The following is a 16044-nucleotide window of genomic DNA, read 5'->3' as shown; positions in this document are numbered from 1 at the left end:
ATCCATCTCGCCCGGGAGCGATGTTTTCTCGGGCGGAGTGGTCTACCCCGAACAAAAAGAAATCCGCCTGGTGCGGATTTCTTTTTGTTCGGGGTTTAGTCGTTCAGCCCGTGGTGGACACCTTGTCGGCCGTGCCTGCGCAGTTTTCCGAGCAGACGCAGGGTCAGCTGCTTCGCTGGGCTTTCGAAATAATTGAATATCAGCGCGCTGAGGACCAAGGATAGGCAGAAATAAAGCAGACTGTAGTTGACATCATCGACCAGGGTTTGCGGTACTTCGGATTTGAAACGAATAAACTGGCCGATCATGATCGAACTTTGATGGACCAGATAGAAGGCGAAGCTGGCCTTGCCAAGGTAAATCAGCGGACGGGTACTGATGGCCCGTGCCAGAGAGCCCTTCTGGTACGCAAAGGCAAAGATGATTAGCGCCAGGGGGGGGAGGTAGTAAAGGTCGAAACGATGGGCTGCGCTGACGCCCGGCGACAGCGCGATAAAACCTGCCAACAAAGCCAGCGACAACGCCTGCAGGGCCGTTGCCTGGCCAGCCGACAGCGGTTTCAGCCCGTTGAACAGACGGTATAGAAGAATGCCAACGAGAAAATCAGCCAGGCGCAGCGGTGCAAAGATGTACATGGTGAAGTGGTGAAGAGGCTCGGGGAGTACCTCGGCAAGCACCAGTTTACCGAGGATTACCACGCCCGCGACGAGCACCAGGACGCGGCTGCGCAACAATGTGAAGAGGGGGAACAGTAGATAAAAGAACATCTCCACCGATAGGCTCCAGGTTGGAGCGTTGAAGGAGAAGTAGGTCTTGGCTTCGGGCGAGAAGGCCTGGGTCAGGGTTACGTTGAACAGCAGGTTTACGAAATAGGCCAAGGTGCCGTCCGGCTCCGGGCGGATAAGGAACATGACATACAGTATGAGGACCAGAATATGTGCCGGATAAATCCTGGCGATACGGGAAGAAAGATAGCCGGCGTAGTTCGAACGGTTAATCTTCTGTCCGGCATGGGCGTAGGAAAGTATGAAGCCGGATAATACAAAAAAGAAGGTAACCCCCAAGTATCCTTCATATAAAACATTGCTGTAGAGTGTCGATACTCCCGCGTTTGGGGTTGTTTTCAGAAAGTGCAGATGACTGAAAAATACAAATAGCGCGGCAAAGAATCGCAGCGACGTCAGAGCAGGTAATGGCGCTCGCATATATGGACTCTGGAAGGGGCTGAAAAGGAAAAATTATGGCAGCATACTTCAGGGTGCTGCTTCTCACAATGCATGTGGATATTCTTGCGTCGCGCTTGTGTTGTTGCCGCGAGTTTCCAGGCAAAGAGGTCGCTAAATGGCGCGTTTGTACGTAACGCTCTCCCTGCTCCTTTATCTTCTGGCCTTGTGTTTCGATGCGGTGCAGCTTGTCGACGGCAATCACGTCAGCGGCCTTCAGGCGCTGTTCCAGGGACCCTGGGGCGTGGTCTTCGGTCTGTTCGGCTGGTTCGCCAATCCGCTGTTCGGTCTCGCCCTGCTGCTGCGCCGGCGGCTGCGCTGGCTGGCGCTGTTCCTTGGTGCCTGGGCCCTCTACCTGGCGGTCATGAGCCACGGCATCGAGCGCTTGCCGGACAACATCAACTACAGCTTCCATGACATCATCGGCTTCGCTCCGGGCTATTACCTCTGGGTCCTGGCCATTGCTGCCTTCTGCATCGGCCAGGCCTGGTGGTGCAGCCGCGGGCGCAATGCCGAGGTGCCGCGCTGGAGCCTGCCGGAAGGCGCGCTGGGGCTGTTGCTGCTGGTGGTGATGATGATCGGCCTGCGCGATGAAAACCTGCGCTTCGATCTCGACAAGCTGTTCGATATACCGCCGTCAGTCTGGGAAATGCCGCCGCCGGCCCGGGACGAGTCGATCTGATGAGCCAGCTTCCACAGATTACGCGAACCCTGTGGGAGCTGGCTTGCCAGCGATCAGGCCATCAGCCGCATCACAAGGCTCAAGCCTTGCGCTTGAGCGGCTCACCCTCGAGTTTCACCCCGGCCAGGCCATGGGCGATCAGGGCGCGGATGTTGCCGTGGTCGGTGCCTTCCGGCGTTGCCAGCACCGAGCGGTAGTGCTCGCCGAACGCCAGCAGGGTTTCCTGGTCGCTCAGGCCTTCCAGCAGGGCCAGGCCCAGGGTCTTGCACGAACCTTCGTTCTGTCCGGCGGCGCTGGCCAGGCCGCCATTGTCGAAGGCGGTCTGCTGGTAGTCGTAGTGCTCGGCAACGAAGGCCAGGGTATCGGCGAACTGGTGTTCGCCGGTGGCCAGGCTGGCACGCAGTTGAATCAGGTCAGTCATGGGTTTTTCCTTTGGCGAACGCGGCTTTCTGCTCGGCGCTGGCTTCTTTCTGGTATTGGCTTTTCCACTGGTCGTAAGGCATGCCGTAGACCACCTCGCGGGCGTCATCCAGGCTTACCTCGATCTGGCGTTCGTCCGCGGCGGCCTTGTACCACTTGGACAGGCAGTTGCGGCAGAAGCCGGACAGGTTCATCAGGTCGATGTTCTGCACGTCGGTACGGTTGCGCAGATGTTCGACCAGGCGACGGAACGCCGCTGCTTCGAGTTCGAGTTGCTCTTGTGGGGTCATGGCTGTCTCGTTGATCAGGCGATTCGGTTCTTCAGGTGGCGGCCACCGTTGATGACCACGTTGCTGCCGGTGCTGTACTGGCTTTCGAGAAGGAACAGCACCGCTTCGATCAGCGGCTGGGCGCCGGGTTCGAATTCCAGCAGGGCCTTCTTCAGGGTCTGCTGGCGATACTGTTCGTCGCCGCCCTCCTTGAGGATCAGCAGGCCTGGCAGGATACCGTTGACCCGCACCCTGGGCGCGTACTTTTCGGCGAACGACAGCACCATGTTCTGCAGCGCGGCCTTGGTCGCGGCATAGCCGATATGGCTCTTGCTGCCGCGGGAGGAGGTTTCGTCGCAGATGTGGATGATGTCCGACTTGTCGAGCTTCAGCAGTTGCTCGCCCAGGGCCAGGTTGAGGTGGTAGGGCGCCTCGACGTGAAGCTTGAACATGGTGTTCAGGTTGTCGAGGTCGTCGTCCAGCCACAGCGAGGCATTGTGGACGATGGCGCGCAGGCCGTCGTACTGGGTGCGCAGGTGGTCGATCAGTGCTTCGCGATCACGTTCGCTGCATAGGTCGGCCTGGAACGGGATGATGTTCGGGTGCGCCGGGGGGATCTTGCTGCGGCTGGCGCTGACCACCGTGTGGCCGGCCTGCGCCAGTTGCGTGGCCAGCGCCAGCCCGACTCGCTGGCTGCCACCGGTAACTAGGATTGGGCTGTTCATATGCGGGGACGGTCAACTTTTTCAGGTTCGCGGTCAGGTGCCAGCATACCCGAACTCGCCCGTATTGACCGCCCCCGGAGCGTCAGCGGCTTTCCAGGGATTCGCCGCGGTTTTCCCGTGCCGTAGCGGGCGCGGGCCGGGCATCGAGCCAACTGGCGAGGCAGCGGGTCGATAGCGGGATGAACAGGTACACCATCAGCGGCGTCAGGCCGAGGGTACTGAGCAGCACGCGCGGCAGCAGGTCCAGTTGCGCCAGCCAATGGCCGAACAGCAGGTTGAAGACCAGCGACACGGGAAAGAACGCGAGCCAGATCGCCACCGCCTGCTTCCAGCGGGGTGGACGCTGCGCGGCACTGTTGCCGAACCAGCCCTCTATACCGCTGACCCGCTGCTCGGTGGGTTGCTTGAACAAGCCGTTGCCGCGGGCCAGCCAGGCACTGCGCGAGGCGGAGAATTCCCAGGCGTGCAGGGTCTTTTCATCGACGAAGCGGAAGATGATCTGGAACTCGTCGCCCTGGGGCGGCGGGGCCAGTACGCCGGAACCGAGGTAGCCGGGGAAGTCGGTGGCGAGCTGCTCGCCTTCGTGGAGCCAGGCGATCATGTCCTGGTAACGGCCTTCGGCAACGCGCCGTGCGACCATCAAGGTGACGGGTGAGGTAGACATCGTGTATCTCCGGGCAAACGGGTCGCGGCGGATAGCCTCGATCCTGGATACCACCCGGGGTGTTGGGTGGCGTCCCAATTCAAGCAAGGATTATTCCGTAAATAATGTGACCCGTCAGTGTCAGTTTTCTCTCAAGTTGAGCAAGGGTTTGTTCCCGCCGTTGACGAGCGGGGTAGAATGCGGATCTTTTCCTACAATCCGCAGCGTACAAGGCGATGATCGAATTTCCCCCGCCGTCACCCGACGAACGTACCCTGGATCACGAGGAGCTGTTTCCCATCCGGGAAGTCGCGCGGCTGACCGGGATCAACCCGGTGACCCTGCGCGCCTGGGAGCGCCGTTACGGGCTGGTACAGCCGACTCGCACCGAAAGTGGGCACCGTTTGTATTCCCGCGCCGATATCGACGAGGTCCGTACGATCCTCGGCTGGATCGAGCGGGGCGTGGCCGTGAGCAAGGTCGGCAAGATCCTCGCTCGCAACAGGGCCGCGCAAGCCCGGCCCGAGGAGGCCGCGCAACCGCCGGCGAAGGACCACCAGCACTGGCAGAACCTGCTGCGCCAGGCCGCGCAGGGTTTCGATGAAGCGCGGCTCGAGCGCATCTACGGCCAGGTCTTCGCCAGCTACCCGCTGGAGGTGGTGTTCCAAGAGATCGTCATGCCGCTGTGGCAGGAGCTGCGTATCGCCCATGACGGCTTCGGCCGCCTCAGCGAATGGCTGTTCCTCGACACCTTCCTCCGTGCCCGGGCCTGGCAGCGCCTGCAACTGACCCGGGACGAACAGCCTACGCGGGTGCTCCTCGCCGGGCTGCCGGAGCAGTGTCGGGAGCTTGAATTGCTGGTGTGCGCCCTGATGCTCGGCAGCAGCGAGGTGTCGGTATCGCTGCTGGCACCCGGACACCCCCTGGAAGAGTTGAGCCTGATCTGCGAGCGCATGGCGCCGGATGCCGTGGTGCTGTTCTCCAATCACGCCCCGGCGGCGGACCTGTCCAGGCGCCTGGCGCGCCTCTGTCTCGGTCTGGACTGCCCGCTGCTGTTCGCCGGCGAGGCGTCGGAAATGGCCCAGGACAGCCTGGTCGGGTCACAGGTGGTGTGTCTCGGCGGGGAAGGGCGCCTCATGCGTCGACGCCTGCAGCAGTGCCTCGACGGGCACCTCGACAGTTAACCGGCATGCAGCTCGGGATGAGCGCGCCGGTGCTGCTGCAAAATGTACTGGCGCAGCCGTTCGATTTCTTCAGCCGGCCGCTGGCTCAGCCGGTAGGCGGCCAGGCCCTCGGCGGTGATGCGTTGCAAGGTGCCGCGCAGGGCGATGGGGGCGATGCCGTCGGGGGCGAACCAGAGGTTGAAGGACTTCGGCGGCTTCTTGCCTTGCGGTAGTTCCACCAGCACGCCCTTGAAGGAAATCTCCCGCACCTTCAGGCCACTGCTCAGCCCCAGCTGGTCTTCCAGCATCACCGGCTGGTCGAGGCTCAGGCGCCAGGGCCGGACCACAGCACCTTCCTCATAGATGCTCGGCGCCCCCAGTTGCAGGTGCAGGGCATGGAACTCGTCTTCCACCAGCAACAGCGGAAAGCTCATGTGCTGGTTGTCCACCTTCGCCTGCACCGTGACCTGCTCGTTGGCCACCAGCCGGGTCAGCAATTGCTGGACATCGCTGCGGCCATTGAGGCGCAGGCTGGAGTTCGGGTCCACGCGGTTGAGCTGGGGCGAGCGGTGCACGCTCTGGATATAGTCCAGCTCATCCTGGGTCAAAAGGGCGTCGGCTTGCATGGTCGTGAATACTGCGAGTCTACGGGGTGTTGAATGGACAGCGAATAAGTGCCTTTGTTAAGACCGTTGGTCGCTTTCCAGCGCCCGGATCCGCGCCCGTGCCTCGGCCAGTTCGCGTTCCAGCTCGGCGATCCGCTGCTCGGCTTCGACCTGAACGGTGACATCCTTCTGCACACCGATGAAATAGGTGAGCTGGTCGGCTTCGTTGAACAGCGGGGTGATCGACAGCTCGTTCCAGAAGGCGCTGCCGTCCTTGCGGTAGTTGCGCAGGATCTCCCGGCACGGCTGGCGGCTGTCCAGGGCCTGTCGGATACGCGTCCGGGCCGGCTGGTCGCGCTCCTCGCCCTGGAGGAAGCGGCAGTCGCGATAGAGAATGTCGCTGGCCTGGTAACCGCTCAAGCGCTCGAAGGCCGGATTCACGTAGATCAGGATGGTGTCTTCGTCGCCTTCCTGTTCGGCGACCACGATGCCGTCGTTGGAGGCATCGATCATGCGTTGCAGCAGTTTGGCGTTGATCATCGGCGGGACCGGTACAGGGCTTCGGATGAGCGATTCTAGTGCATGTGCGAGCAGGGGATAAGGCCTTGTGCCAGCCAGGGGTGCCAGGCGCTGTACGAAAAGCCTTCGTCTCAAGGCTTTTCGTACAGAACCTAGTATCCTGCGCTTTCGCTCAAGCAATGGAATCCCTTATGAAAGTGGTCATCCTGTCCGGTTCGGTCTATGGCACCGCCGAAGAAGTCGCCCGTCACGCCCAATCGCTGCTCAAGGCCGCCGGTTTCGAAGCCTGGCACGCGGCCCGGGCGACCCTTGCCGATATCCAGGCATTCGAGCCCGAGGCGCTGCTTGCCGTGACTTCCACCACCGGCATGGGCGAACTGCCCGATGCACTGCTGCCGCTGTACAGCGAAATCCGCGACATCCTGCCTGCCGCCTGGCGCGGCTTGCCCGGCGGGGTGATCGCCCTGGGTGATTCCAGCTACGGCGATACCTACTGCGGCGGCGGCGAGCAATTGCGCGAGCTGTTCGCCGAGCTGGGCGTCAACGAGATCCAGCCAATGCTGCGCCTGGATGCCAGCGAAACCGTGACCCCTGAAGTCGACGCCGAGCCGTGGCTCGCCGGGTTCGCCGACAGGCTGCGCGTCTGATTCATTGCGCCTGCGGATACTCTTTCAATAGGTCCAGCCAGGCCCGGGCCGCCGCCGACAGGTAGGCGCCCCGGCGCCAGATGAAGGCGATGTCCCAGCGCAGGTCCTGCGGTTCGCGCAGGGCCAGGCGCACTACGCCGGGCCGTTCCAGCGCCCTCGCCACGATCCGCGGCAACAGCACCACGCCCTGGCCGGCTGCCACCAGCGCGGCGAGGAAATCCGCCTGTCCGCTGCGTCCGCCTTCCCTGGGCGTGAAACCCAGGGCCTGGCAGGCACTCAACAGCCGGTCGTTGAGCACGAAACTGCGCTGATAGAGCAGGAAGGGCGTGTCCGCCAATTCTCCCAGGTGCACGCTGGCATTGCCGGCCAGTGCATGGTCCAGCGGCAGCAGGGCGTCCAGCGGTTCGTTGCAGAACGGCTGCCAGTCGAAGGCCGGATCGTTCGGCGTCAGGCTGCCGCCCAGTTCCAGTTCGCCACTGAGGACCGCCTGTTCGATGGTGCGGCTGCCGCCTTCGAGCATTTGCACCTTGATATTCGGATAGCGCCGCCGGTATTCGGCGAACAGCCCGGCGAACAGCGCGTCGCTGCCCAGCAACGGCAGGCCGAGGCTGAGCTCGCCGCGGGCCAGCTGGCTGAGGTCGTCCAGTTCGTTATGCAGGGCCTGGCTCAGGTGCAGGATGGCTTCGCCACGTTCCAGCACCACCTTGCCGGCGGCCGTCAGGTGCAGGCGCGAGGCGTGCCGTTCGAGGAGCGTTACACCGAGGTCCTGCTCCAGCTGGGCCACCTGCTTGCTCACTGCCGACTGGCTGATATGCAGGGTTTGCGCGGCCTGGGTGAAGCCGCCGCGGTGTATCACTTCGATAAAGCTGCGCAGCTGCTTGAAGTCCATGCTCTTGAATTCCATTCTGGAATGCGGTGCAGTCTAACAATTCGCTTTTTGCATGGGCGAGCACGATTTTAAAATGGGGTCTCCAGAGGAACCCCTTCGATGACGCTCGCCAATTTCAAATACCTTGCGCGCCTGCTTGCCGAGCTGGGCGTGCTGCTGGGGCTGTACCTGCTCGGCGGGCAACTGGTGGCCTGGTTCGGCTGGCCCATCCCCGGCGGAGTGATGGGCCTGGCGCTGCTGCTGGTGCTGTTCGCCCTCGGCTGGCTCCAGCCTGCCGCCCTGCAGCGCGGGGCCGGGATGCTCATGGCCGAGATGCTGCTGTTCTTCATCCCGGCGCTGATGAGCCTGCTGGACTACGGCGCGCTATTGCGCAACGACGGCTGGCGCATCCTGCTGGTGATAGCGGTCAGTACCTTGCTGGTGATGGTGGTCACCGCCTTCACCGTGGAATGGGTGTGCCGCCGGAGCCTGCGTCATGAGTCTTGAACCGATGCCGCTGTTCTGGCTGGCCCTGACCCTGCTGGCCTACCTGGGCAGCCGCTGGCTGTACCGGCGCACCGGGCGTTACCTGTTGTCGCCGCTGATCCTGGTGCCGGCGGTGCTGCTGGCCATTGCCGTGCCCCTGCATACCGCCTACGCCGAATATTCCCGCGACACCCACTGGCTGATGGCAGTGCTCGGCCCGGTGACCGTTGCCTTCGCGATACCGATCTGGCAGCAGCGGCGCCTGCTGGCCAGGCATTGGAAGGCCCTGTGCCTGGGGATGCTGATGGGCAGTACGGCGTCCATCGCCAGTTCCTGGGTGCTGGCACGGTTGCTGGCGCTGGACAGTTCGGTGAGCCTGTCGTTGCTGCCGCGCTCCATCACCACGCCGTTCGCCATGCCGCTGGCGCAGCAACTGGGCGGTGTGCCGGAACTGACGGCGGTGTTCGTGATGTTTACCGGGGTGCTCGGTGCGGTGTTCGGTGGCGTGCTGCTGCGCTACCTGCCGCTGCGCACGCCGCTGGCCCGGGGCGCGCTGTTCGGTGTCGGTGCCCACGGCGCCGGTGTCAGCCGGGCGCGGGAGGTGGGCGGCGAAGAAGGCTCGGTGGCGGGGCTGGTGATGGTCCTGACCGGCCTGCTCAACCTGTTCGCCGCGCCGTTGCTGACGATGGCGCTATAAGCCGTTCGGCGCGTGACCCGCAAGGTCAGCAAGCTGGCTGCCAAGGCAACTCCCGCCCTGGCGGCGGCTGACTATGCTCAGCGACAGAGCACAATCATGTGCCGCCGTGACCAACACTGATAACAACCACCAGCCGAGATCTCGCTATGCCTTTGGCAGAGATACCCTTGTGCGTCTGGCGGACACGGAGCCTGGGATACACGTTCCGCGGCCAGAGCATTCGCTACTGGACGGCAGGGCAGGGAGAGCCACTGCTACTTATTCACGGATTTCCTACCGCCAGCTGGGACTGGCACTACCTCTGGCAACCCCTGGCCCAGCGCTTTCGGGTAGTCGCCTGCGACATGCTGGGGTTCGGCGATTCGGCCAAACCGCCGGGGCATCGCTACAGCCTGCTGGAGCAGGCCGATCTGCAGCAGGCGTTGCTGGAGCATTTGCATATCCATGAGCCCGTGCATGTGCTGGCCCATGACTATGGCGGCAGCGTCGCCCAGGAACTGCTGGCGCGGCATCACGAAGGGCAGGGCCGGATCGCCAGTTGCGCGTTTCTCAATGCCGGGTTGTTTCCCGAATGCCATCGCCCGTTGCTGCTTCAGCGCCTGCTGATCAGCCGGCTCGGCTGGTTGGTGGCGCGGGTCTTCGATCGTGACGACCTGGTGCGCAATGCCGGGCAGATCTACGGACCGGGTACCCAGCCCAGCGAAAGCGCGCTGGACGACTGCTGGAGCCTGATCGTGGCCAATCGCGGCAATCGCATCCTGCATCGGCTTTCGGAGTACCTGATCGAACACCAGGCACATCGCCAGCGCTGGGTCGGGGCCTTGCAGAACGCGAGCCTGCCGCTGCGCTTCATCAACGGAGCGGCAGACCCGCTGTCGGGCGCGCATATGGTCGAGCGCTACGAGGAACTGATTCCCGAGCCCGATACCGTTCTGCTCCATGGCATCGGGCACTACCCGCACACCGAGTCGCCGGCCCAGGTGCTGCGCCATTACCTGGATTTCCGTCACCAGCCGCTGGCCTGGAGCCTGCAGAAGGTGGCCTGGTCCTGACCCAAGCGTCACTTATCATCCGCCATTCAGCGCCCGCCCGGTTCGTTGTCCGGGCACGGGTGCTGGCTGACACTGGCGGCTCCGTTCCCTGTTCAGTTGGAGTTGAGCCATGACCGATTCGGTACGCCTGGAAGATAGAGTGGTGATCGTCACGGGGGCCGGCGGTGGCCTTGGCCGCGCCCATGCCCTGCTGTTCGCCCGGCACGGGGCGAAGGTGGTGGTCAACGATCTGGGCGGTTCGACCCACGGCGAAGGGGCGAACGCCTCGGCGGCCGACCGGGTGGTGGCGCAGATCCGCGAGGCCGGCGGCGAGGCGGTGGCCAACCATGACTCGGTGACCGACGGCCAGCGCATCGTCGAACAGGCCCTGGACAGCTTCGGCCGGGTCGATGTCGTGGTGAACAACGCCGGGATCCTGCGTGACAAGACCTTCCACAAGATGGAAGACGCCGACTGGGACCTGGTCTACAAGGTGCACGTCGAAGGTGCCTGGAAAGTGACTCGCGCCGCCTGGCCGCACCTGCGCGAGCAGAACTGGGGCCGGGTGATCTTCACCTCGTCCACGTCGGGCATCTATGGCAACTTCGGCCAGGCCAACTACGGCATGGCCAAGCTCGGCCTCTACGGCCTGACCCGCACCCTTGCCCTGGAAGGGCGCAAGAACGGCGTGCTGGTCAACGCCATCGCCCCCACCGGGGGCACGCGCATGACCGAAGGCCTGATCCCGCCGCAAGTGTTCGAGCAACTCAAGCCAGAGCTGATCAGCCCGTTGGTGGTCTACCTGGGCAGTGACCGCTGCCAGGACAGCGGCAACCTCTATGAGGTCGGCGGTGGCTGGATCGGCCAGGTGCGTTGGGAGCGCAGCCTCGGGGCCGGCTTCGATCCCCATGAAGGCTTCAGCGTCGAAGACGTGGCGGCCAGTTGGCGGCAAATCGGCGACTTCGAGAACGCCGTACATCCGAAGGACAGCCTGCAAGCCCTCGAGCAGATGATGAGCAATTTGCAACGATTTGCCCGGCGCTGATTTCTGTCGCGATCGGCGGATCTTTCCTAAGCTGGCTAGCCCGTCATCGCGACAAGGAGCGCGCACATGTATGAATCGAAGAACGAAGAAGTCATCTCGGCAGAACAGTTCCGCAGCCGGCTGTTGCTTCATGCGCTGGGTGCGCTGCTGTTGCTGCTGGGCTCGATCCTGATCGGCGTGGCCGGGCACCTGCACTTCGAGGAAGGGGTGAATTGGTACGACGCGGCGTTCAACGCCACCCTGCTGCTGGGCGGCATGGGGCCGGTGGCGCTGCCGGAAACCCAGGGCGGAAAGTTGTTCTTCGCGGTGTACGGGCTGTATGTGGGGCTGGTATTCGTCGCCAGTATCGGCCTGATCCTGGCGCCGGTGGCGCATCGGTTGCTGCACCGGTTTCATTGCGATTGATGATGGTGGTCTTTCGGGCCCTATCGCTGGCAAGCCAGCTCCCACAGGGATCTTGTGGGAGCTGGCTTGCCAGCGATGGGGCCATCAGCAACAACACAAATAAAAAAGGCCGCTGCAACTGCAGCGGCCAATGAAAGACGCAGATCAAGGAGCTTCAAAATCGACGTCGGTGAACTGAAGGGGACGCTTCGGAGCAACAATCGGGAGCACTCTAGGGGAAAAGCATTAACCGACCATTAAGGGGTCCGAAGCGCCAACTTCGCGCCCTGGCGAACACCGGATCGTCAGGGCAAGGCAAGGATAGTCAGGCGCAACCCACGGAAAAATAGCCCTTTTTGACATTCACTGTTGCATCCTCGGCAACAGTGCACCAATTCAGTTCACTGACGCCTGATAGCCCATCCGCCAGCTGATGGCGTTTGCCGTGGCAACCAGGCGCTGCGCTGCCGGGCCTTGTTCATCGGCGTGGAAGATCGAGGTTGGCCCGACCACGGTGATTACCGCAGCGATCTGGCCCATGGCGTTGAACACCGGGGCCGACAGGGCGTCGACACCGGGCATCAGCAGGCCGTGGACATGATGCAGGCCGTGTTCGCGGATGGTGGCGAACAGGGCATCGTAATGGGCGATGTCGTGTCCGCTCTGCGCCAGTTCCCGATCCCGCAGTTCCACGGTTTCCCGTTCCGGCAGATAGGCGCCGAACACCAGCCCGGTGGACGAACTCAGCAGCGGCAGCACCGAGCCGATCTGGGTCACCACCGTCACCGCGCGCACTGCCGGTTCGATATTCACCACGGTCGCGCCCTGGTTGCCCCATACCGCGATAAAGCAACTTTCATTCAGTTCGTCGCGCAATTGCGACAGGGGCAGCGCCGCCACTTTCAGAACGTCCATCCCGCCCAGCGCCGCCAGGCCCACGCGCAACGCCTCGCGTCCCAGGCCGTAATGGTTGGTGGCCTGGTCCTGCTCGGCGAAGCCGCTGGCGATCAGTGCCTGGAGATAACGGTGCACCTTGCTCGCCGGCATGTCCACATGCTCGGCCAGGCGCGACAGCGAGGTAGCGGGGGAAAGCTCCGCCAGCGCCTTGAGAATGTCGGTACCGACCTCCGCCGAACGAACCTTCTGTTTACCGCTATCGGTGCTGGACGGAGCTTTACTCATGGGCGCTGTTTTCTCTGTGGAGCGAGCTTGCTCGCGAAGGACCGCACGGCGGTCCCGGAATGGACGGCGATCTTTATAGCTTGACGTCATGGTGCGAGCAAATTACGTTATGCGTAATCCGTTTACGAATTAAAACAATGCAGAAGCACTTCCCTCTTGCTTGGGCGACAGGGTTGACAATCTGCCACCCCATGGAGGCTCGATGAACATCGACAACCCGTCCGACCTCGCTTACCAAAGCGGTTTCGGCAATGAGTTCGCCAGCGAAGCCCTGCCCGGTGCCCTGCCGGTCGGCCAGAACTCCCCGCAAAAAGCGCCCTACGGCCTGTACGCCGAACTGCTCTCCGGCACCGCCTTCACCATGAGCCGCCATGAACAGCGGCGCACCTGGCTGTACCGCATCCGTCCTTCGGCGCTGCACCCGGCCTTCGTTCGCCTGGAGCGGCAACTGGCCGGTGGCCCGCTGGGCGCGGTCACTCCCAATCGCCTGCGCTGGAGCCCGCTGGACATGCCCGGCGAGCCCACCGACTTCATCGATGGCTGGGTGACCATGGCTGCCAACTCGGCCGGCGACAAACCGGCCGGCGTCAGTATCCATATCTACCGCGCCAACCGTTCCATGGAGCGGGTGTTCTTCAACGCCGACGGTGAACTGCTGCTGGTGCCGCAACTGGGCCGTTTGCGCCTGGTCACCGAACTGGGCGTGCTGGAGGTGGAGCCGCTGGAGATCGCGGTGATCCCGCGCGGCATGAAGTTCCGCGTCGAGCTGCCGGATGGCGAAGCCCGCGGCTATATCGCCGAGAACCACGGCGCGCCGCTGCGCATCCCGGACCTGGGCCCGATCGGCAGCAACGGCCTGGCCAATCCGCGAGACTTCCTCGCGCCGGTGGCGCATTACGAGGAAGCCCAGGGCCCGGTGCCTTTGGTGCAGAAGTTCCTTGGCGAGCTGTGGGGCTGCGAGTTGCAGCATTCACCGCTGGACGTGGTCGCCTGGCACGGTAACAACGTGCCGTACAAATATGACCTGCGACGTTTCAACACCATCGGAACGGTCAGCTTCGACCATCCCGATCCGTCGATCTTCACGGTACTGACCTCGCCGACCAGCGTGCCGGGCCTGGCCAATATCGATTTCGTGATCTTCCCGCCGCGCTGGATGGTGGCCGAGAACACCTTCCGTCCGCCGTGGTTCCACCGCAACCTGATGAACGAGTTCATGGGCCTGATCAAGGGCGAATACGACGCCAAGGCCGAAGGCTTCCTGCCTGGTGGCGCCTCGCTGCACGGTTGCATGAGCGCCCACGGTCCGGATGCCGAAACCTGCGCCAAGGCCATCGCCGCGGAGCTGGCGCCGAGCAAGATCGACAACACCATGGCCTTCATGTTCGAGACCGGCCAGGTGCTGCGTCCGACCCGCCATGCCCTGGACTGCCCGCAGTTGCAGAACGACTACGATAGGTGCTGGGCCACGCTGCCGAGCACCTTCACCCCGAATCGGAGATAAGCATGAACCAGACCGCCATTGCCCGTAGTTGGGTCGAACACGCCAATGGGCATAGCGACTTCCCGTTGCAGAACCTGCCGCTGGGCATCTTCAGCCGCGCCGGCGGCGAGCGCCGCAGCGGCGTTGCCATCGGCGACGCCATCCTTGACCTCGAAGCGGTACTGGCTGCCGGTCTGTTCGAAGGCGAAGCCAGGACGGCGGTGGAAGCCACTCGCGGCGGCGCGTTGAACGCCTTCTTCGCCCTGGGTCGCAGTGCCCGCGTAGCCCTGCGCGAGCGCCTGCTGGCGCTGCTCGGCGAGGGCAGCGAGCACCAGGCCACGCTCAAGGCCGCGCTGTACCCGGCCAGCGAATGCGAGCTGCACGTGCCGGCCAGGATCGGCGACTACACCGACTTCTACGTCGGCATCCAGCACGCCATGAATGTCGGCAAGCTGTTCCGCCCGGACAACCCGCTGCTGCCCAACTACAAATACGTACCGATCGGCTACCACGGCCGGGCCTCGACGATTCGCCCGTCCGGTACCGAAGTACGGCGGCCGAAAGGCCAGACCCTGCCGGCCGGGCAGAGCGAGCCAAGCTTTGGCCCTTGCGCGCGCCTGGACTACGAGCTGGAACTGGGCATCTGGATCGGCCAGGGCAACGACATGGGCCAGGCCATACCGATTGGCGACGCCGCCGAGCACATCGCCGGCTTCTGCCTGCTCAACGACTGGTCGGCGCGGGATATCCAGGCCTGGGAATACCAGCCGCTGGGGCCGTTCCTGTCCAAGAGCTTCATTTCCACCATTTCGCCCTGGGTGGTTACCGCCGAAGCCCTGGAGCCGTTCCGTTGCGCCCAGCCAGCCCGTCCGAACGGCGACCCGCAACCGCTGTCGTACCTTCTGGACAAGCGTGACCAGGCGGCCGGTGCCTTCGATATCGAACTGGAAGTGCTGCTGATCACCGAGCGCATGCGCGAGCAGAACCTGCCTGCGCATCGCCTGGGCCTGAGCAACACCCTGAGCATGTACTGGACCGTGGCGCAGTTGGTGGCGCACCACAGTGTCAACGGTTGCCAGCTGCAGCCGGGCGACCTGTTCGGTTCCGGCACTTTGTCCGGTGCCGAGCCCGGGCAGTACGGCAGCCTGCTGGAGATCACCGAGGGCGGCAAGCACCCGGTGGAACTGGCGTCGGGCGAGGTACGCAAGTTCCTCGAGGACGGCGATGAAATCATCCTGCGCGCCCGCGCCAGACGCGACGGCGTGGCCAGCATCGGCTTCGGCGAATGCCGTGGGAAAGTCGTTGCGGCGAACTGAAAGGGCCCTGAACCCAATGGAACTCTTCACTTACTACCGCTCCACCTCGTCGTACCGGGTTCGCATTGCCCTGGCGCTGAAGCAGCTGGAGTTCCAGTCGCTGCCGGTCAACCTGCTCAAGGGCGAGCAGCGCGCGGAACACTACCTTGCGCTCAATCCCCAGGGCCGGGTGCCGATGCTCAAGGCCGATTCCGGGGAACTGCTGGTGCAATCGCCGGCGATCATCGAGTACCTGGAAGAGGTTTATCCACAGCCGGCACTGCTGCCGCACGATCCGGTGCAACGCGCCCGGGCGCGGGGAGTGGCGGCCTTGATCGGTTGCGATATCCATCCGCTGCACAACGTCAGCGTCCTGAACCTACTGCGCGAGACGGGGCAGGACGAGGATGCGGTGAATCGCTGGATCGCGCACTGGATTAGCCAGGGGCTGGAAGCGGTGGAACGGTTGATCGGTGACGAAGGCTTCTGCTTCGGCGCGCAGCCGGGGCTGGCGGATGTCTACCTGATTCCGCAGGTGTATGCGGCCAGGCGCTTCAATGTCGATCTGGGCGGGTACCCGCGGATCCTGCGGGTGGTGGGGCTGGCGGAGGAGCATCCGGCGTTCGTGCTGGCGCATCCTTCGCGGCAGCCGGATACGCCGGCTGCAGGCTGATTTT

The 16044-nt window shown here is 63.6% G+C and carries 20 protein-coding genes; 11 read left to right on the top strand and 9 right to left on the bottom strand.

Going from position 1 to position 16044, the window contains the following annotated elements; genetic code table 11:
- Nucleotides 1–95 precede the first annotated feature (95 nt).
- Nucleotides 96–1205 carry an acyltransferase gene (locus N7650_RS18860; RefSeq protein WP_279899536.1) on the bottom strand — a complete coding sequence of 370 codons (1110 nt, stop codon included), beginning with the start codon at nt 1203–1205 and terminating at the stop codon, nt 96–98.
- 136 nt (nt 1206–1341) lie between these two features.
- Here N7650_RS18860 and N7650_RS18855 point away from each other — a divergent pair, with 136 nt between their 5' ends.
- The gene (locus N7650_RS18855; protein WP_279899533.1) at nt 1342–1905 is read left to right on the top strand and encodes a hypothetical protein; all 564 of its coding nucleotides are present in this window, start codon (nt 1342–1344) and stop codon (nt 1903–1905) included.
- 79 nt (nt 1906–1984) lie between these two features.
- Here N7650_RS18855 and N7650_RS18850 read toward each other — a convergent pair whose 3' ends face one another.
- The 4 genes from N7650_RS18850 to N7650_RS18835 all read right to left on the bottom strand — a co-directional run bounded on the left by N7650_RS18850 (nt 1985) and on the right by N7650_RS18835 (nt 3983).
- Nucleotides 1985–2326, bottom strand: coding sequence for a HopJ type III effector protein (locus N7650_RS18850; protein ID WP_279899532.1), 342 nt, complete (start codon nt 2324–2326; stop codon nt 1985–1987).
- Entirely contained in the window at nt 2319–2615 is a 297-nt protein-coding gene (locus N7650_RS18845; protein ID WP_009395094.1) for a DUF1244 domain-containing protein, read from the bottom strand. The genes N7650_RS18850 and N7650_RS18845 overlap by 8 nt, the downstream gene beginning before the upstream one ends.
- A 14-nt stretch (nt 2616–2629) precedes the next feature.
- On the bottom strand, nt 2630–3319 hold the full coding sequence (gene folM, locus N7650_RS18840) for a dihydromonapterin reductase (RefSeq protein WP_009395096.1): 690 nt from the start codon (nt 3317–3319) through the stop codon (nt 2630–2632).
- An 82-nt stretch (nt 3320–3401) separates the two neighbouring features.
- On the bottom strand, nt 3402–3983 hold the full coding sequence (locus N7650_RS18835) for a hypothetical protein (protein ID WP_009395098.1): 582 nt from the start codon (nt 3981–3983) through the stop codon (nt 3402–3404).
- A gap of 215 nt (nt 3984–4198) precedes the next feature.
- Between N7650_RS18835 and N7650_RS18830 the strand changes: the two genes are divergently transcribed.
- Nucleotides 4199–5146, top strand: a complete 948-nt coding sequence (locus N7650_RS18830; protein ID WP_279899528.1) for a MerR family transcriptional regulator — start codon at nt 4199–4201, stop codon at nt 5144–5146.
- On the opposite strand, the gene N7650_RS18825 is transcribed toward N7650_RS18830, so the two are convergent.
- Nucleotides 5143–5751, bottom strand: coding sequence for a hypothetical protein (locus tag N7650_RS18825; protein WP_009395101.1), 609 nt, complete (start codon nt 5749–5751; stop codon nt 5143–5145). The two genes, N7650_RS18830 and N7650_RS18825, sit on opposite strands and share 4 nt — an antisense overlap.
- A 57-nt stretch (nt 5752–5808) precedes the next feature.
- Nucleotides 5809–6270 (bottom strand): PAS domain S-box protein, encoded by a 462-nt coding sequence (locus N7650_RS18820; protein ID WP_009395102.1) that lies wholly within the window; start codon nt 6268–6270, stop codon nt 5809–5811.
- A gap of 170 nt (nt 6271–6440) precedes the next feature.
- On the opposite strand from N7650_RS18820, the gene N7650_RS18815 reads away from it, so the two are divergent.
- Nucleotides 6441–6896 (top strand): flavodoxin, encoded by a 456-nt coding sequence (locus N7650_RS18815; RefSeq protein ID WP_009395104.1) that lies wholly within the window; start codon nt 6441–6443, stop codon nt 6894–6896.
- 1 nt (nt 6897) lies between these two features.
- Here the strand turns inward: N7650_RS18815 and N7650_RS18810 are convergent, their stop codons facing one another.
- Nucleotides 6898–7785, bottom strand: a complete 888-nt coding sequence (locus tag N7650_RS18810; RefSeq protein WP_279899524.1) for a LysR family transcriptional regulator — start codon at nt 7783–7785, stop codon at nt 6898–6900.
- A 99-nt stretch (nt 7786–7884) separates the two neighbouring features.
- Here N7650_RS18810 and N7650_RS18805 point away from each other — a divergent pair, with 99 nt between their 5' ends.
- From N7650_RS18805 to N7650_RS18785, 5 genes are all read left to right on the top strand, one after another.
- Nucleotides 7885–8271, top strand: coding sequence for a CidA/LrgA family protein (locus tag N7650_RS18805; protein WP_279899522.1), 387 nt, complete (start codon nt 7885–7887; stop codon nt 8269–8271).
- On the top strand, nt 8261–8947 hold the full coding sequence (locus N7650_RS18800) for an LrgB family protein (protein WP_037058696.1): 687 nt from the start codon (nt 8261–8263) through the stop codon (nt 8945–8947). The genes N7650_RS18805 and N7650_RS18800 overlap by 11 nt, the downstream gene beginning before the upstream one ends.
- 146 nt (nt 8948–9093) lie before the next feature.
- Nucleotides 9094–9999: an alpha/beta hydrolase gene (locus N7650_RS18795; protein ID WP_037058698.1), complete on the top strand. Its 906-nt coding sequence runs from the start codon at nt 9094–9096 to the stop codon at nt 9997–9999.
- 109 nt (nt 10000–10108) lie between these two features.
- Nucleotides 10109–11023 (top strand): SDR family oxidoreductase, encoded by a 915-nt coding sequence (locus tag N7650_RS18790; RefSeq protein WP_279899520.1) that lies wholly within the window; start codon nt 10109–10111, stop codon nt 11021–11023.
- Nucleotides 11024–11089: 66 nt separating this feature from the next.
- Nucleotides 11090–11428 carry a hypothetical protein gene (locus N7650_RS18785; RefSeq protein WP_279899518.1) on the top strand — a complete coding sequence of 113 codons (339 nt, stop codon included), beginning with the start codon at nt 11090–11092 and terminating at the stop codon, nt 11426–11428.
- 375 nt (nt 11429–11803) lie between these two features.
- Here the strand turns inward: N7650_RS18785 and N7650_RS18780 are convergent, their stop codons facing one another.
- Nucleotides 11804–12589: an IclR family transcriptional regulator gene (locus tag N7650_RS18780; RefSeq protein ID WP_279899516.1), complete on the bottom strand. Its 786-nt coding sequence runs from the start codon at nt 12587–12589 to the stop codon at nt 11804–11806.
- Nucleotides 12590–12791: 202 nt separating this feature from the next.
- Here N7650_RS18780 and hmgA point away from each other — a divergent pair, with 202 nt between their 5' ends.
- The 3 genes from hmgA to maiA are packed head-to-tail and all read left to right on the top strand — an operon-like array spanning nt 12792 to nt 16040.
- Nucleotides 12792–14093 carry a homogentisate 1,2-dioxygenase gene (hmgA, locus tag N7650_RS18775; protein ID WP_279899515.1) on the top strand — a complete coding sequence of 434 codons (1302 nt, stop codon included), beginning with the start codon at nt 12792–12794 and terminating at the stop codon, nt 14091–14093.
- 2 nt (nt 14094–14095) lie between these two features.
- On the top strand, nt 14096–15388 hold the full coding sequence (gene fahA, locus N7650_RS18770) for a fumarylacetoacetase (protein WP_279899513.1): 1293 nt from the start codon (nt 14096–14098) through the stop codon (nt 15386–15388).
- Nucleotides 15389–15404: 16 nt separating this feature from the next.
- Nucleotides 15405–16040, top strand: coding sequence for a maleylacetoacetate isomerase (maiA, locus tag N7650_RS18765; RefSeq protein WP_064302396.1), 636 nt, complete (start codon nt 15405–15407; stop codon nt 16038–16040).
- Nucleotides 16041–16044 lie beyond the last annotated feature (4 nt).

Origin of the sequence: Pseudomonas sp. GD04058 (assembly GCF_029836855.1) — a bacterium.
Taxonomy (GTDB): domain Bacteria; phylum Pseudomonadota; class Gammaproteobacteria; order Pseudomonadales; family Pseudomonadaceae; genus Aquipseudomonas; species Aquipseudomonas bharatica.
Note: the sequence above shows the minus strand (reverse complement) of the source record. Positions and strands in the feature narration are given on the sequence as shown.

What these genes read in the sequence shown, in the direction of transcription:
- N7650_RS18860 (WP_279899536.1), bottom strand. Translation starts at nt 1,205, where the DNA reads ATGCGAGCGCCATTACCTGCTCTGACGTCGCTGCGATTCTTTGCCGCG.
- N7650_RS18855 (WP_279899533.1), top strand. Translation starts at nt 1,342, where the DNA reads ATGGCGCGTTTGTACGTAACGCTCTCCCTGCTCCTTTATCTTCTGGCC.
- N7650_RS18850 (WP_279899532.1), bottom strand. Translation starts at nt 2,326, where the DNA reads ATGACTGACCTGATTCAACTGCGTGCCAGCCTGGCCACCGGCGAACAC.
- N7650_RS18845 (WP_009395094.1), bottom strand. Translation starts at nt 2,615, where the DNA reads ATGACCCCACAAGAGCAACTCGAACTCGAAGCAGCGGCGTTCCGTCGC.
- folM (WP_009395096.1), bottom strand. Translation starts at nt 3,319, where the DNA reads ATGAACAGCCCAATCCTAGTTACCGGTGGCAGCCAGCGAGTCGGGCTG.
- N7650_RS18835 (WP_009395098.1), bottom strand. Translation starts at nt 3,983, where the DNA reads ATGTCTACCTCACCCGTCACCTTGATGGTCGCACGGCGCGTTGCCGAA.
- N7650_RS18830 (WP_279899528.1), top strand. Translation starts at nt 4,199, where the DNA reads ATGATCGAATTTCCCCCGCCGTCACCCGACGAACGTACCCTGGATCAC.
- N7650_RS18825 (WP_009395101.1), bottom strand. Translation starts at nt 5,751, where the DNA reads ATGCAAGCCGACGCCCTTTTGACCCAGGATGAGCTGGACTATATCCAG.
- N7650_RS18820 (WP_009395102.1), bottom strand. Translation starts at nt 6,270, where the DNA reads ATGATCAACGCCAAACTGCTGCAACGCATGATCGATGCCTCCAACGAC.
- N7650_RS18815 (WP_009395104.1), top strand. Translation starts at nt 6,441, where the DNA reads ATGAAAGTGGTCATCCTGTCCGGTTCGGTCTATGGCACCGCCGAAGAA.
- N7650_RS18810 (WP_279899524.1), bottom strand. Translation starts at nt 7,785, where the DNA reads ATGGACTTCAAGCAGCTGCGCAGCTTTATCGAAGTGATACACCGCGGC.
- N7650_RS18805 (WP_279899522.1), top strand. Translation starts at nt 7,885, where the DNA reads ATGACGCTCGCCAATTTCAAATACCTTGCGCGCCTGCTTGCCGAGCTG.
- N7650_RS18800 (WP_037058696.1), top strand. Translation starts at nt 8,261, where the DNA reads ATGAGTCTTGAACCGATGCCGCTGTTCTGGCTGGCCCTGACCCTGCTG.
- N7650_RS18795 (WP_037058698.1), top strand. Translation starts at nt 9,094, where the DNA reads ATGCCTTTGGCAGAGATACCCTTGTGCGTCTGGCGGACACGGAGCCTG.
- N7650_RS18790 (WP_279899520.1), top strand. Translation starts at nt 10,109, where the DNA reads ATGACCGATTCGGTACGCCTGGAAGATAGAGTGGTGATCGTCACGGGG.
- N7650_RS18785 (WP_279899518.1), top strand. Translation starts at nt 11,090, where the DNA reads ATGTATGAATCGAAGAACGAAGAAGTCATCTCGGCAGAACAGTTCCGC.
- N7650_RS18780 (WP_279899516.1), bottom strand. Translation starts at nt 12,589, where the DNA reads ATGAGTAAAGCTCCGTCCAGCACCGATAGCGGTAAACAGAAGGTTCGT.
- hmgA (WP_279899515.1), top strand. Translation starts at nt 12,792, where the DNA reads ATGAACATCGACAACCCGTCCGACCTCGCTTACCAAAGCGGTTTCGGC.
- fahA (WP_279899513.1), top strand. Translation starts at nt 14,096, where the DNA reads ATGAACCAGACCGCCATTGCCCGTAGTTGGGTCGAACACGCCAATGGG.
- maiA (WP_064302396.1), top strand. Translation starts at nt 15,405, where the DNA reads ATGGAACTCTTCACTTACTACCGCTCCACCTCGTCGTACCGGGTTCGC.